This window comes from Streptomyces sp. NPDC048142 (genome assembly GCF_043202835.1).
GTDB lineage: Bacteria > Actinomycetota > Actinomycetes > Streptomycetales > Streptomycetaceae > Streptomyces.
On sequence record NZ_JBIDBC010000008.1, the window covers coordinates 256,768 to 271,185 of the forward strand.

Genomic DNA, 14,418 nt, shown 5'->3' on the forward strand with positions numbered 1-14,418 from the left:
GAACCCCGGCACGGTGGTCCTGTGCCCGTGCACGAGTGCCCCCGGTGGCGCGAAAACGCCCCGGGGGCACTCCGACGGTGTGGCCTCAGCCGCCCAGCGCACCGCCCGCGCCGCCTGCTTCGTCCGCGGCGAGCGGGTCGGTCCTCAGGTGGATGACGCCGTAGTCGTAGGCGTGTCGCCGGTAGACGACACTGGGCTCCTTCGTCTCGGAGTCGACGAACAAGTAGAAGTCGTGGCCGACCAGTTCCATCTCGTAGAGCGCCTGGTCGAGCGACATGGGTGCGGCGGTGTGGGTCTTCTCGCGCATCACGAGCGGCCCTTCGCCCTGCACTTCGAGCGAGCCGATCTTCGTGGTGGGGACGGGCGCCGACTGCTGGTCGCCGACCAGCTCACCGTCCTCGTCGAACGAAGCGACGCCGGGAACCACGTCCCCGACCTCGGCAGCCGACAGGCGGCCGCTGCCACGGCGGCTGTAGCGCTTGTCGTGCTGCTTGCGCAGCCGGGCCTCCAGCTTTCCGGTGGCCAGGTCGAGCGCTGCGTAGGGGTCGCCCGCCGCCGCTTCCGCCCGGATGACCGGTCCCCGGGAGCGGAGCGTGATCTCCACCCGGTCGGAACGGTCGGCCTGACGGGGATTCGGCTCCTTGGACACCTCGACGTCGAGGCTGATCACCTTGCCGTCGAACTTCTGGATCTTGTCCAGCTTCAGCTTCTCGGCCACGTGCTTGCGGAACCGCTCGGGCACCTCGGTCTTGCGGCCCTTGACGACGATGTCCACGCAGAACTCCGTTCCCGGATCGCCCCGCTCAGCGGCGGAGCATCTCCCTTTTGCACCAGCCCCGGAGATCACCAGGGCCTCGGACTCGGTGGCTTTCGCCTCCTCCTCCCCCGCCGGAAGGGTCGCAACCCCACCGACTTTGCGTGCTTCTCCTACCGGTGAGTTACCTGCCCGAAACCTGATGGCGCATTCATCGAGGTCCGGCATTCACCGTTCCTCACAACCGAACATAGCCTGCACACCAGGGTCTCGGCACCCGCTACTGGCACGTACCTCCGTTCAGGGGGTATTGCCCTCTCATTACCTGCAACGATGCAGGTTCTCGGTCAGTTCCGGTCTATTTCGAAGGCGGAGGGAGAGGCCGCGACGACCGCCGCCCGGCACCCTCCGTGCACGGAGGGCTCCCGACCGCTGCCGCACGCCTGCCTGACGGCCCGCGCCGCCTCCGCCAGCGTCGATCCCGTCGTCAACAGATCGTCGACCAGGATCACCCTGTCGTGACGGAGAAGTCCGTGCCGGATCAGCCGTCCTCCCCCTGCGGTGAGCTCCAGTGCGCCGGCCAGATTCGCCCTCCGCTGCCGCGCCCCGAGACCCGACTGGTCGGCGACCGCGCGCCGCTGCCGCAGCAGCGGAAGCACCTGGGCCGGCAGGCCCCCGCGCCGCAGATCCCGCGCGGCCGCGGCGGCGATCCTGCGCACCGGGTCGTGGCCGCGTGCCGCGGTCGAGGAGCGCGCGGAGGGCACGGGGACCAGCAGCAGGGGGCCCACACCGCCCGGCCGCCCCGTCCCGGCCCGTACACAACCCGCCAGGGCCCGTCCGAGCGCCCCCGCCAGCCCGAGTGCCCCTCGCTCCTTGTGGGCCAGCAGAACCGCGCGTACGGCGTTCTCGTACGGCGCGGCCGCATACACCGCCGGCAGTCCCGGGGGCAGGGGTGAAGGCCGGACCCGGCGGGCCTGGACACCGTGCAACGCGGCCCCGCAGTCCGTGCACAGCTCGGTGCGCGGTCTGCCGCAGCCGGCGCAGGCCACCGGCAGGAGCAGACCGGACAGCTCCTGCCACGCGTTCCGCATGGCCCCACTGTGCCGGGCCCCCGGGGACCGGACCACCCCTGTGGAAAACCCCGGGCCCCCGGCGGGAACCGGCCGGTTCCCGGGGTCAGCCGGGGTAGACCAACGACGTTCCCTGCTTGAGAACGGTCTGCCAGTTGTCCCCCGGCGAGAGCTTCACTATGCCGTCGCCGACGGTCTCCGCCATCAGAGGAAGCCGCTCGTCGTCCGCCGCGGCGACCGACTGGACCTGGTTCACCCCGGGCAGCGCCCCGGAGGCCGACGTGGAGCCGTCCGCCTGCACGTAACGCACCTGCTGGACACCGCCCTCCTCCTTGCCGACCACCACGAGACGGCTGCGCCCCGACCAGGAGATGGCCGTCACGTCCTCGAGCTGCGGCGCGGCCTGGCGCAGGTCCTCGACCGAGATCTCGGGCGCATCGGAGGACCCCCGGCGCTCGACCCGGCCGATCTTCAGTGTCGTATGGCCGTCCTTCGTCAGCAGCAGAGCGATCCGCACCCCGTCCGCGGACATCCGCAGCTCCTCGATCCGGGCGCCGTCGCGGCCCGGCACCCGGACCTCCTGCGGCTCGCCCGCTCCCCCGGTCAGCCGCAGCAGCCTGGAATCGGCCGGATCGCGGTCGGCGACCCACAGATCGCCGCGGCCGTCCCAGCTCGGCGGCGACAGCCGGTAGGCGGCCTCCTCCGCCGCGCTGGTGACGAGGGGCTCGCCCAGCTCTCCCTCCGTCTCCAGGGAGGACACGTAGAGGTTCTGCCCGTCGGCGGAGACCGCGGCGGCCCGCTGTTCGTCGCGGGCCACCCCGACGGCGCCCATCGGGACGGCGCCCACGCCGAGGGGACCGATCACGGGCTCGGGTGTGCCGGTGCCGTCGGTGGCGCCGGGGATCCGCTGCACCTGGCCCTTGTCGTTGATGAAGTACTGGCTGTCGTCCCCGTCGGAGCCGTGGTCGGCGGAGAACTCAGGCGCGTCGTCGGCGTCCAGAGCGCAGAGCCGGCCCTCGCCGCCCTCCAGCTCCACCCGCTCGACCGGGGCAGAGGTCACGTCCCGGAGCGTGAACAGCACCTGGGCGGCCATCATCCGGCAGGCGCTCCGGTCCGCCTTGTCCGCCTTCTGGTTGAGCGGCACCTTCAGGACGTTCTGATCGTCCGGTGCCAGCGCGATGACGCCCTTGCGCAGGGCGGTCCCCGTCGGGAACCGGGAGTCGACCACGGGCCGCAGCCAGTTCGTCGGTCCGGCGAGCAGTGTCCTGACGGACTGTGTGGCGATGTCCATGCGCGTGACCGGATCCGTGCGGTTGCGTACGTAGACGGGGTCCGCGACGAGCGTCGGCTGACCGTTCGTGCGCCCGGTGGCGAAGTAGTACTTGTTCACGGAGCGGTAGAGCCGCTTGAAGTCGGACTGCCCGAGGACCAGGCCGTCCGGCACGACGTCGATACGCCACTCCTGCTTCCCTTCCAACCCCTTCTCCAGCACCAGGTGCAGGGACTGGGAGTAGGCGGTGGGCGCGAGCGGCCGGTAGGAGCTCTGGGCGTCGACGGCCGCCACCTTCTCGCCGGTCAGCGTGTAGGTCGTCTCCTTGTCCCGGTTGGCCCGGTTGGCCTCGTCATGCAGCGGGGGGCCGCTGCGGTTCGGGGCCTGGGCGAGCACCGTGGTGCCCCCGCTCGGCTGCCAGGTCTGCCGGGCGTTCTCGCTCAGGTACTTCCGCGTCGTCGCGAACGCGGGATCGTCACTGGTCATCGACTCCAGGAAGCCGTCGACGATCTCGCCGGGCGGCGCGCCGTCCCGTGGGGCCACCGCGTACACCTGCACCTGGGAGTCCCCGGGCTGCGAGGCGTCGACCGCCTTGACGTCCCCGGTCACCGGCATGGAGCCGCATCCGGCCAGCACGACGATGCCGCAGCCCAGGAGCGCGGACATCCGCACCGCCCGTCCATGGCCGCCCGGACGGCGGTCAGTACCCACGAGTGGTGTCCTCCCGGTCGGAATTCTGTACGCCGTCGCCCACGCGCCCACCGGGGCGCTCCTGGGCCGGGCGCGCCACGACCCGTGCTCCGTTGCCGGGCAGCGCGGCGGGGTGCACCGACAAGGGGGCGCCGTTGCGGACGGCGAGGCCGCGACCGGGCACAGGCAGCGGCGAACGCTCGCCGGTCCCGGGCTGGGGCGGCACGGACTTCAGCCGGTGGCCGTCCGACGCACCCGCCCCGGCCTCCTCACGCTCCCGGTTCCCCCGGTTGCGCCGAGAGTCCTCGGGCTCCAGCGGTATCGGCGAACCACGCAGAGGCTCGTCCGCCGTACGCGGCAGAGTCAGCCTGAACTGGGAACCACCGCCCGGCTCGCCCCACGCCTGGAGCCAGCCGCCGTGCAGCCGGGCGTCCTCCACGGCGATCGACAGGCCGAGACCCGTCCCGCCGGTTGTCCGGGCCCGCGCCGGGTCGGCACGCCAGAACCGGTTGAAGACCCGGGTCGCCTCGCCGGGCTTGAGCCCGACCCCGTAATCCCTGACGGCCACGGCGACCGCGCCCTGTGCCACGCCCAGCCGCACCACGACGTCCCGGCCCTCACCGTGCTCGACGGCGTTGACCACGAGGTTACGCAGGACGCGTTCGACGCGGCGGGCATCGGCCTCGGCTATCACCGGCTGGTCGTCGCCGACGACCAGGATCCGGGTGCCCTTGCGCTCGGCGAGCGGTTCGGCGCCGCCGATCACCCGGTGCACCACGGTCCGCAGGTCTATCGGCTCGGCCTCCAGGGCCGCGGCGCCCGCGTCGAACCGGCTGATCTCCAGCAGATCGGCGAGCAGCGACTCGAACCGGTCGAGCTGGTCGCCCAGCAGCTCGGCGGAGCGCGCGGTGACGGGGTCGAAGTCGGCACGCGCCTCATGGATGACGTCGGCGGCCATCCTGACGGTCGTGAGGGGGGTCCGCAGCTCGTGCGAGACGTCGGAGACGAAGCGCCGCTGCATCCGGGAGAGCTCCTCCAGTTGCTGGATCTTCAGCTGGAGATTCTGAGCCATCTTGTTGAAGGCCTCGCCGAGCCGGGCGATGTCGTCCTCGCCGGTGACCTTCATCCGTTCCTGGAGTTTGCCGGCGGAGAGCCGCTCGGCGATACCGGCCGCCATCCGCACCGGTGTGACGACCTGCCGCACCACGAACCAGGCGATGGCCCCGAGCAGCACGACGACGAACAGCCCGGCGGTCGCCAGGGTCGTCTTGACCAGCGTCAGGGACTTCTCCTCCTGCGTGAGCGGGAAGAGGTAGTAGAGCTCGTAGGGCTGCTGATCGATGTCGTAGAGCCGCTTGCCGACAACGAGCCCCGGTTGCGACTCCTTGCCGTACGAGTACTGGATCAGGGAGTACGTCTGGAACGCGCCCTGCCCCTTGCCCACCTTCTGCCGCAGGCGCTCGGGCACGCTGGACGCCTCGACGCTGCCCGAACCGCGCGCGGCACGGCTGCTCGCCCCCTCGGCCATCGGGTCCACACTGAGCGCCACCACGTTGAAGGCGTTCTTGCCGCCGCTGGCGAGCTGGTCGACGAGCTCGGTGCGCCAGGAGGTGCTGCCGGCCATGCCGTCGGAGCGCTCACTCCCCTGCTCGTCGGGGGCGAGGGGAGCACTGGCCTTTTCCTGAGCCGCGGCGAAACCGCCGGCGGCCTGGGTCTGGGCGGCCTGTCCCTTCGCGTCGAGCAGTCCGTTGCGTACCTGCCCGATGACGACGAAGCCGAGCAGCAGCACGACACCGATCGACATCAGCAGGGTGCCCGCGACGACGCGGAGCTGCAGGTTGCGCCGCCACAACCGGACGGCGGGCAGCAACGGGCGGCGTACCCACCGCATCAGCAACCGCGGTACGGGCCCGCCGGGCGTCCGGTCCTCGAACAGCCGCCCGCCCTGCAGGAGACGGCTCATACGTGACGCCTTCCGTCCCGGGCCGGCAGCCCGCTCCGTACGGACTCCCGGCTCCCCGGGCCCCGGAGCAGCGCTGCCTCCGGCCATCTCAGCTCGGTCCGGCCTTGTAGCCGACGCCTCGGACCGTCACGACGATCTCCGGCCGTTCCGGGTCCTTCTCGACCTTGGAACGCAGACGCTGGACATGCACATTCACCAGGCGGGTGTCGGCCGCGTGGCGGTAACCCCACACCTGCTCCAGCAGGACCTCACGGGTGAAGACCTGCCACGGCTTGCGGGCGAGCGCGACCAGCAGGTCGAACTCCAGCGGAGTCAGGGCGATGGACTGCCCCTCCCGCTTCACGGAGTGACCGGCCACGTCGATGACCAGGTCACCGATGGTCAACTGCTCCGGCGCGGGCTCTTCGGACCGCCGCAGACGTGCCCTGATCCGGGCAACCAACTCCTTAGGTTTGAACGGCTTGACGATGTAGTCGTCGGCCCCTGATTCCAGGCCGACCACGACATCGACGGTGTCGCTCTTGGCAGTGAGCATGACGATCGGCACACCGGACTCGGCCCTGATCAGCCTGCACACCTCGATGCCGTCCCTTCCGGGCAGCATGAGGTCGAGCAGCACCAGGTCCGGCTTGGCCTCACGAAATGCGGCCAGTGCCTTGTCGCCGTCCGCTACGAACGACGGCTCGAAACCTTCTCCACGCAGCACAATCCCGAGCATCTCGGCCAGTGCGGTGTCGTCGTCGACGACAAGGACGCGTCCCTTCATAATCGACATCATCCCATTAGCTAATCGTTACCTGCGATGACCTGGCACACAGCTCTGCCAGTCCGACCCCCGTGACCGGGGAAATTGCACCCTCCTCGGTGACGATCGCCGTGATCAGTTCCGGCGGTGTGACGTCGAAGGCCGGGTTGTACACCGGGGCCCCGAGGGGTGCGACGACCATCTCGCCTCCGCCACCGGCCGATACACCCCGCGACGATGTGAGCTCCGTCACTTCCCTCCCGGAACGCTGCTCGACGATGATCGATGTGCCGTCCGGGGTCTCCAGATCCACGGTCGTCGTCGGCGCCACCACGATGAAGGGCACGTGGTGGTACTTCGCGAGCACGGCCAGCGGATAACTCCCCACCTTGTTGGCCACCGAGCCGTCCGCAGCTATGCGGTCCGCCCCTATGAGCACCGCATCGACCTCCCCGGCCGCGAACAGGGACCCCGCCGCATTGTCCGTGAGCAGGCTGTACGCCAGACCGTTGCGCGCCGCCTCGTACGCGGTAAGCCTGGCCCCCTGAAGCAGCGGCCGTGTCTCGTCCACCCACAGCCGTCGCAGCCGCCCCTGCCGGTGCACCCGCCGCGCCACGGCGAACGCCGTCCCCTCGCCACCGGAGACGAGCGCCCCGGTGTTGCAGTGGGTCAACAGCTGATACCCACGGCCCGGCAGCAGCTCCTCCAGCAGCACCTCACCGTACTCCGCCATACGCCTGCTGGCCTGGGCGTCCTCCCGGTGCAGGGCCCGCGCCCCGGCCAGCGCCGCCGCAGCGGCCGCCTCGTCCCCCTCCCCCTTCCCGGCTGCCTCCCAGTAGGCCGCTGCCACCCGCCGCACGCCGTAACCGAGGTTCACCGCGGTGGGCCGCGCCCCCTCCAGCAAGCCGGCCGCCTCCGCGACGTCGTAGCCCCGCGCCGCCGCGAGCGCCACCCCGTAGCCCCCGGCGATCCCGAGCAGCGGAGCCCCTCGCACCGCCAGCGTCTGTATCGCCTGCACCAGCGCGGGCACATCGGTGCACACCAGCTCGACTTCCTCGGCAGGCAGCCGCGTCTGGTCGAGAAGCACCAGCACGGGACCTTCCGGAGGATCCTCCCAGCGGAGTACGGAAAGCGCGGGAGGCTCGTAGCCCACCGGCGATTGCGCGTCCTGATCAGCCATCTGTCCAGTCTGCCCCGTGAGCCGCCCACGCAGGAACGCGCGAAGGAGACAGAGCGGCTGGTCCGCCCCGGGCCGCCGCGTGGCACGATGGCTGCCAACCTGCCGCCCCGATGAGCGGTCAGGACGGTGAAGGAGCGAGAATGAACGACTCTCCGGGCTGGGCGTCGCCCGGATCTGCCCCCTCCGACGGCAAGGAGACGGCGATTCCCCGCCCCTCCGGCCCCCAGGACGGAAGCGGCCCGACGGGACAGTGGTCCCCCGAACAGCCGCCCCCCGGGCAGTGGTCCCCACCGAGCAACCCCGGCAGCGGCCCCGGAGCACCGCCGCCCGCACCCGGCTGGGGTGGCGGCCCGCAGCGCCAGGGCTGGGCAGGACCGCCGCCGGCCGCGAAGCCCGGCGTCATTCCGCTGCGCCCCCTGAGCCTCGGCGAAATCCTCGACGGCTCCGTGTCCGCCCTGCGCGCCCACTGGCGTACCGCACTCGGCTTCAGCCTCGCGGTCTCGGTGGTCACCCAGATCTGCGTCACCCTCATGCAGCGCTATCTGCTGCCGAAGCCGACCTCCGTCGACCCGAACGCCACCGGCGCCGAGGCCCTCCGCCAGACCGCCGATTCGGCCCGCTCGACACTGATCGCCCTGGCCCCGGCCTCCCTCGTCACGATGATCGCCACGCTCTTCACCGCGTCGATCGTCACCGTGGTCATCAGCCGCTCCGTGCTGGGCCGTCCCACCACGCTCTCCGACGCCTGGGCCGAGGCCCGTCCGCGGATCCTCCCGCTGCTCGGGCTGACCCTGCTGGTGGCCTTCATCATGGCCGCGATCATGACCGTGGGCGTGGGCCCCGGTCTGCTGCTGGGCTCCGAGGCCGGAGCGGCACTCGCCTTCCTCGGCTTCGCCGCCGCCTGTGTCGTGATGCTCTGGCTGAACGTCAGCTTCGCCCTCGCCGCCCCCGCACTGATGCTGGAACGACAGAACATCGTGGCCGCGCTGCGCAGGTCGGCGAAGCTGGTCCGCGGCGCCTGGTGGCGCACCTTCGGGATCCTCGCACTGACCTGGCTGCTGACGTTCCTGCTGGCGTTCCTCGTCTCCATTCCGTTCGGCATCATCGCCGTGATCGCCGACGGAACCGAGGTCAGCGACTTCTTCAGCAGCACCTCCCCCTCCTTCGGCTGGCCCTTCCTGATCATCACCGGCATCGGCGAAGTGATCGTCTCGACCTTGATCTACCCCTTCGTCGCCGGCGTCATGGCCCTCCTCTACGTCGACCAGCGCATCCGCCGCGAAGCCCTGGACCTCGACCTCGCACGGGCCGCCGGCCTGCCCGGCTACGGCGCCGACACCCCCAGGAGCTGATGCGGTGTCGGGGGCGGCGGGCATCACCACAGCACGGCAGGACAGCGCAGCGGGCGACATACCCGTGGACACTCCACGTCTCCCCGCACGGGAGGCGGCCGAGAGCGAGCTGTCCAAGCCGATGTACCACGAGAACGACCCGAACTTCCTCCAGCGCGCCCTGAACCAGTTCTGGGACTGGGTCGCCGGAGTGTTCGACGCCACCGCGGACGCCGCTCCCGGCGGCCCGGCCGGACTCGTCGTCCTGGTCGTCATCGTCATCGGCCTTGCCGCCGCTCTCCGGTGGCGGCTCGGCACCCCGCAACGCTCCTCCCGGAGTGCGGACACTCTCTTCGACAGCGACGGCCCCCGCAGCGCGGCCCAGCACCGCGCCGCAGCCGAAACCCACGCTGCGGCCCTGCGCTGGACCGATGCCGTCCAGGAACGCATGCGTGCCATCGTCCGATCCCTGGAGGAACGTGCCCTGCTCGACCCACGTCCCGGCCGCACCGCCGACGAAGCCGCGGCCGAAGCGGCCCGTACCCTGCCCGAGCACGCCACCCGGCTGCACGCCGCCGCCCGGAGCTTCGACGACGTGACATACGGCGGCCGCACCGCGGACCAGTCGGCGTATCTGTCCCTGCGCACCCTCGACCTCGAACTGGACGAGGCAAAGCCGCTGCTGCCCGGAACCTCCCGAGGAGCCACCGGATGACCGCGGCGACCACCGCTTCCCCCACCTCGACGGCGCGCACCCCTGGCCAGATCTGGACCCGCGCCCGAGGCATCCTGGCCGCCGTCCTCATCCTTGTCGTCGCCGGCATCACGTTCGCCGCCGTACGCTCCGGAACTCACTACGGACAGCTCGACCCCCGCTCCGCGGACCCCAAGGGCAGCCGCGCCGTGGCCGAACTCCTCAAGACACGCGGCATATCCGTCACCGTCGCCACCACCCTCGACGAAGCCACCACCGCGACCGGCCCCGACACCACGCTTCTGGTCGCACGCCCTAACCTTCTGACACGGCCGCAGCAGCTCCGGCTGGAAGCGGCGGCCTCCGCCTCCGCAGGACGCACCCTGCTGATCGCCCCTGGCCCGGCGGCCACCGCCCGGCTCGCTCCCGGCGTCCGCGCCGAGCCGCACCACGCCGTCAGTGCCCTCGCCCCGTCGTGCGAGCTCCCCGCCGCCCGCAGGGCCGGCACAGCGGACCTGGGCGGCACCCGCTACACGACGCAGGACCCCGGCACCGTCACCTGCTACCCGGTCGCAGGCCTTCCCAGCCTGGTCGTCCTCCCGACCGGGACGAGCGGCGACACCGTCGTCCTCGGCTCCCCCGACTTTCTCCACAACGAGCGTCTCGACAAGCAGGGCAACGCCTCGCTCGCCCTGCAACTCCTCGGCTCCCGTCCCCATCTCGTCTGGTACCTCCCCTCTCTCACCGATCCATCCGCAACAGCCGATGACCACGCCCCCGGCGGCGGGAACGAGGAACAGTCGGAGGGCGGAGCGAGGGACGACACGACCGACGCGGCCGAGGAGAGCAACTTCCTCGACCTCGTCCCCTCCGGCTGGCTGTGGGGAACGCTTCAACTCACGCTCGCCGCAGTCCTCGCCGCCGTCTGGCGGTCCCGCCGACTCGGCCCCCTGGTGACAGAGCAGCTGCCGGTAGCCATCCGCGCCTCCGAATCCGCCGAAGGCCGCTCTCTCCTCTACCGCAAGGCCAACGCCCGCGACCGGGCCGCCGACGCCCTCCGAGCCGCCACCCGCACACGCATCGCCCCTCTCGCCGGAGTGCCCGCCCGTGATGCGCACACCCCCGACGTCCTCCTCACCGCCTTGTCCGCACGCATCACCGCCCCGGACCACGACCTCAGCAACCTGCTCTTCGGCACGGCTCCCTCCACCGACGCCGCCCTGGTCCTCCTCGCCGATCAACTCGACGCCCTCGAAAGAGAGACACGCACTTCATGAGCGCCCCGACCCCCGAGCCGGCCAAGCCCACGGTGCCCGCTGCGGCTCCCGTGACGCCCGCGGAACCGGAGCCGTCCGACAGCGCCCGCGCGTCCTTGGAGGCTCTGCGCTCCGAGATAGCCAAGGCCGTCGTCGGCCAGGACCCCGCCGTCACCGGACTCGTCGTCGCGCTGCTCTGCCGGGGTCACGTACTCCTCGAGGGCGTGCCCGGCGTGGCCAAGACCCTGCTGGTGCGTGCGCTCGCCTCTTCGCTCGAACTCGACACGAAGCGGGTCCAGTTCACCCCCGATCTGATGCCCAGCGACGTCACGGGCTCAATGGTCTATGACGCGCGCACCGCCGAGTTCTCCTTCCAGCCCGGCCCCGTCTTCACCAACCTGCTGATCGCCGACGAGATCAACCGCACCCCTCCCAAAACCCAGTCCTCCCTTCTCGAGGCGATGGAGGAACGGCAGGTCACCGTCGACGGAACGCCGCGTCCACTGCCTGACCCCTTCCTCGTTGCCGCGACCCAGAACCCCGTCGAGTACGAAGGCACCTATCCCCTCCCCGAAGCCCAACTGGACCGCTTCCTGCTCAAACTGACGGTTCCGCTTCCCTCGCGGCAGGACGAGATCGACGTCCTCACCCGCCACGCAGACGGCTTCAACCCACGCGACCTGAAGGCCGCCGGGATACGGCCCGTCGCCGGTCCAGCCGATCTGGAAGCGGCACGCGAAGCCGTCGCGAAGACGACCGTCTCCCCCGAGATCGCCGGCTATGTCGTGGATATCTGCCGTGCCACGCGCGAATCCCCCTCGCTCGCCCTCGGCGTCTCCCCCCGAGGCACCACCGCACTGCTGTCGACCGCCCGCGCCTGGGCCTGGCTGACCGGCCGGGACTATGTCATCCCCGACGATGTGAAGGCCCTGGCGCTCCCCACGCTCCGTCATCGCATCCACCTGCGGCCCGAGGCGGAAATGGAAGGAGTCACCCCGGACTCCGTCATCGCCTCAGTGCTCGCCCACGTCCCCGTACCCCGATGAGGCGGTGACCATATGGCCCTCACCGGACGTACCGCGCTGCTGGCCGCCCTGGGGTCACTCCCCGTAGGCATCCTCGCTCCTAGCTGGACCGGGATGCTCGCGGTCAACGTCCCGCTCTCACTCGCAATTCTGTGTGACTACGCCCTGGCCGCGCCAGTGCGCACGCTTCGATTCACTCGATCCGGTGATACATCCGTTCGACTCGGTGACGCGGCAGAAGTGCAACTGACAGTAACCAACACCTCGCGCCGGCGTCTGCGCGCCCAGCTGCGGGATGCCTGGCCCCCCAGCAGCTGGACCTCGGGCACCGAACGCCGCGCTTCCCGTCACACGCTGACGATCCCCGCCGGGGAACAGCGACGCCTGACCACCGTTCTGCGCCCGACACGTCGCGGCGAACGGTGGGCGGAACGCATTACGATCCGCTCCTACGGCCCACTCGGCCTCGCCGCACGCCAAGGGCAACACCGAGCCCCATGGACCGTACGAGTGCTGCCTCCGTTCACCAGTCGCAAGCATCTGCCTTCCCGGCTCGCCCGGCTCCGGGAACTCGACGGCCGCACCAGCGTTCTGACACGCGGTGAAGGAACTGAGTTCGACAGTCTGCGGGCCTACGTGCCCGGGGACGACACCCGCTCCATCGACTGGCGCGCCACCGCACGCCAGTCCACCGTAGCGGTCCGGACGTGGCGCCCCGAGCGTGACCGGCACATCCTGATCGTCCTCGACACCGGGCGCACCTCTGCGGGCCGGGTGGGCGACGTCCCCCGTCTGGACGCCGCGATGGACGCCACGCTCCTCCTCACCGCGCTCGCCACCCGGGCGGGCGACCGCGTGGGCCTCCTCGCCTACGACCGTCAGGTCCGAGCCCGGGTCCCAGGCAGGACGGCCACGGGAAATGTTCTGGCCGCCGTCATCAACTCGCTGACCTCGCTGGAACCCGAACTCATCGAAACGGATGCCCGCGGCCTCAGCAATGCCGCCCTCACCGACGCCCCCCGCGGTTCGCTGATCGTTCTCCTCACGACGCTGGAAGCCGCCCCCATCGAGGAGGGGCTCCTCCCGATGCTGCCTCAACTCACTCAGCGCCACACCGTGCTGCTGGCCGCGGTCTCCGACCCCCGGATCGAGGAAATGGCCAGCGGCCGGGGAACGGTTGACTCGGTGTACGACGCGGCGGCCGCCGGTCAGGCCCAGGCAGACAGGCGCCGCACGGCCGACAGGCTCCGGCGCCACGGCGTGGTCGTCGTGGACGCCACCCCGGACAACCTCGCTCCCTCGCTTGCCGATACGTACTTGGCCCTGAAGGCCGCCGGCCGCCTCTGAAAGATCCAAGGCGGCTGTCGGCTCGATAATCTGCACGGCATGATCAACTCATACGCCGGTTCCGGCGATGCTGAGGTTGCGATAGCTGGGGCACGCGCCGGCGCGGAAGTAGTGCGCAATATGTACGGTCAGCGGCTCACCCACGTCGACAAGGGCGGCGGGGACTTTTCAACCGCCGCCGATGTGGAGGCTGAGAAGGCGATCCTCGGCGTCATCCGTGCTGCCCGGCCCTGTGACGCGGTTCTCGGTGAGGAAGGCGGGCAGCAGGGTGCGGCCGACACTGTGCGCCACTGGTTGGTGGATCCCTTGTGCGGCACGCTGAACTACGCCGTCGGCAACATGCTGGTCGCCGTCAATGTGGCGCTGCGCAACGGGGCGGCTGCGGTGGCCGACCCGTTCAGCGGCGAGGTTTTCTTCACCGACGGTGAGACCGCCTGGGTGCGGCACGGTGGGCTTGATGAGCGGCTGGTGCCCACGCCCGCCACCCGGCTGGTGGACGTCAACCTGGATCCTCCGTTCCCGCACGCGCACGGATTTCGGGCTGTGGACCTGCTGGCCCACCCCGAGTTCGTCGAGCGGTTCCGGCCGAGGGCCGTGTCTACGACGCTGGCGTTGGCCTGGGTCGCGGCCGGCAAGCGCGCCGCGTACGTCACCGATGGCGGTGACCTTTCCGGGAGCGTGCATTTCGCTGCCGGCATCGCCGTGTGCCGGGCCGCCGGCTGCGTAGTCACCGGGATCGACGGCGCCCCTGTCGGACAGGCAGGCCACGGGCTTGTGATGGCCGCTGACGCCGAGACCCACGGGCTGCTGATGTCGATGATTCGCAGCCGACGTTTGTGATCTGCCCACACAGGTTCAGCCGGATTAGCGGAAAGCGGTCCAGAACATGCTCTGTCCGATCGAGCTTGGCATCGCGCTCCGGGTCGGTGGGCGCCTTCCACGCCGATCTCGACCCGTCTGGTCACCCCGGTGTAGCCCCCGGACCACACGGAAAAAGGGCCCGGGAACGCAGAAAAGCCCCGCACCAAAAGGTGCGGGGCTTTCCCGGAAAAATTGTTCGGCGGCGTCCTACTCTCCCACAGGGTCCCCCCTG

Annotated in this window: 12 protein-coding genes; 6 read left to right on the forward strand and 6 right to left on the reverse strand. The window is 70.7% G+C overall.

Annotation, left to right across the window (positions count from 1 at the left end):
* Positions 1-85 precede the first annotated feature (85 nt).
* The 6 genes from hpf to mtnA all read right to left on the reverse strand — a co-directional run bounded on the left by hpf (position 86) and on the right by mtnA (position 7,672).
* Entirely contained in the window at positions 86-775 is a 690-nt protein-coding gene (hpf, locus tag ACGF2Y_RS13885) for a ribosome hibernation-promoting factor, HPF/YfiA family (protein WP_392946161.1), read from the reverse strand.
* A gap of 326 nt (positions 776-1,101) precedes the next feature.
* A complete protein-coding gene (locus tag ACGF2Y_RS13890) occupies positions 1,102-1,845 on the reverse strand; it encodes a ComF family protein (RefSeq protein WP_392946163.1) in 744 nt (247 codons plus the stop codon).
* 85 nt (positions 1,846-1,930) lie between these two features.
* Entirely contained in the window at positions 1,931-3,760 is a 1,830-nt protein-coding gene (locus ACGF2Y_RS13895; RefSeq protein WP_392946219.1) for an LpqB family beta-propeller domain-containing protein, read from the reverse strand.
* 34 nt (positions 3,761-3,794) lie between these two features.
* Positions 3,795-5,834, reverse strand: a complete 2,040-nt coding sequence (gene mtrB / locus ACGF2Y_RS13900; RefSeq protein ID WP_392946165.1) for an MtrAB system histidine kinase MtrB — start codon at positions 5,832-5,834, stop codon at positions 3,795-3,797.
* A gap of 1 nt (position 5,835) precedes the next feature.
* Positions 5,836-6,525: a two-component system response regulator MtrA gene (gene mtrA, locus ACGF2Y_RS13905; RefSeq protein WP_007448372.1), complete on the reverse strand. Its 690-nt coding sequence runs from the start codon at positions 6,523-6,525 to the stop codon at positions 5,836-5,838.
* Between the two features lie 4 nt (positions 6,526-6,529).
* Positions 6,530-7,672, reverse strand: a complete 1,143-nt coding sequence (mtnA, locus tag ACGF2Y_RS13910; protein ID WP_392946167.1) for an S-methyl-5-thioribose-1-phosphate isomerase — start codon at positions 7,670-7,672, stop codon at positions 6,530-6,532.
* Between the two features lie 140 nt (positions 7,673-7,812).
* On the opposite strand from mtnA, the gene ACGF2Y_RS13915 reads away from it, so the two are divergent.
* Genes ACGF2Y_RS13915 through ACGF2Y_RS13940 form a run of 6 tightly spaced genes read left to right on the forward strand, consistent with a single transcriptional unit; the run spans position 7,813 to position 14,165 of the window.
* Complete coding sequence (locus tag ACGF2Y_RS13915) at positions 7,813-9,024, forward strand: hypothetical protein (protein ID WP_392946169.1); 1,212 nt, start codon at positions 7,813-7,815, stop codon at positions 9,022-9,024.
* Between the two features lie 4 nt (positions 9,025-9,028).
* A complete protein-coding gene (locus ACGF2Y_RS13920; RefSeq protein WP_392946171.1) occupies positions 9,029-9,718 on the forward strand; it encodes a DUF4129 domain-containing protein in 690 nt (229 codons plus the stop codon).
* The gene (locus ACGF2Y_RS13925) at positions 9,715-10,974 is read left to right on the forward strand and encodes a DUF4350 domain-containing protein (RefSeq protein WP_392946173.1); all 1,260 of its coding nucleotides are present in this window, start codon (positions 9,715-9,717) and stop codon (positions 10,972-10,974) included. Before ACGF2Y_RS13920 ends, ACGF2Y_RS13925 begins: the two co-directional genes overlap by 4 nt.
* Complete coding sequence (locus ACGF2Y_RS13930; protein ID WP_392946175.1) at positions 10,971-11,999, forward strand: AAA family ATPase; 1,029 nt, start codon at positions 10,971-10,973, stop codon at positions 11,997-11,999. The genes ACGF2Y_RS13925 and ACGF2Y_RS13930 overlap by 4 nt, the downstream gene beginning before the upstream one ends.
* Positions 12,000-12,011: 12 nt before the next feature.
* Complete coding sequence (locus ACGF2Y_RS13935; protein ID WP_392946177.1) at positions 12,012-13,325, forward strand: DUF58 domain-containing protein; 1,314 nt, start codon at positions 12,012-12,014, stop codon at positions 13,323-13,325.
* 39 nt (positions 13,326-13,364) lie between these two features.
* The gene (locus ACGF2Y_RS13940) at positions 13,365-14,165 is read left to right on the forward strand and encodes an inositol monophosphatase family protein (RefSeq protein ID WP_392946179.1); all 801 of its coding nucleotides are present in this window, start codon (positions 13,365-13,367) and stop codon (positions 14,163-14,165) included.
* Positions 14,166-14,418 lie beyond the last annotated feature (253 nt).

What these genes read in the sequence shown, in the direction of transcription:
- ACGF2Y_RS13890 (WP_392946163.1), bottom strand. Translation starts at nt 1,845, where the DNA reads ATGCGGAACGCGTGGCAGGAGCTGTCCGGTCTGCTCCTGCCGGTGGCC.
- ACGF2Y_RS13935 (WP_392946177.1), top strand. Translation starts at nt 12,012, where the DNA reads ATGGCCCTCACCGGACGTACCGCGCTGCTGGCCGCCCTGGGGTCACTC.
- ACGF2Y_RS13915 (WP_392946169.1), top strand. Translation starts at nt 7,813, where the DNA reads ATGAACGACTCTCCGGGCTGGGCGTCGCCCGGATCTGCCCCCTCCGAC.
- mtnA (WP_392946167.1), bottom strand. Translation starts at nt 7,672, where the DNA reads ATGGCTGATCAGGACGCGCAATCGCCGGTGGGCTACGAGCCTCCCGCG.
- mtrB (WP_392946165.1), bottom strand. Translation starts at nt 5,834, where the DNA reads ATGGCCGGAGGCAGCGCTGCTCCGGGGCCCGGGGAGCCGGGAGTCCGT.
- ACGF2Y_RS13895 (WP_392946219.1), bottom strand. Translation starts at nt 3,760, where the DNA reads ATGTCCGCGCTCCTGGGCTGCGGCATCGTCGTGCTGGCCGGATGCGGC.
- ACGF2Y_RS13925 (WP_392946173.1), top strand. Translation starts at nt 9,715, where the DNA reads ATGACCGCGGCGACCACCGCTTCCCCCACCTCGACGGCGCGCACCCCT.
- mtrA (WP_007448372.1), bottom strand. Translation starts at nt 6,525, where the DNA reads ATGATGTCGATTATGAAGGGACGCGTCCTTGTCGTCGACGACGACACC.
- ACGF2Y_RS13940 (WP_392946179.1), top strand. Translation starts at nt 13,365, where the DNA reads ATGATCAACTCATACGCCGGTTCCGGCGATGCTGAGGTTGCGATAGCT.
- ACGF2Y_RS13930 (WP_392946175.1), top strand. Translation starts at nt 10,971, where the DNA reads ATGAGCGCCCCGACCCCCGAGCCGGCCAAGCCCACGGTGCCCGCTGCG.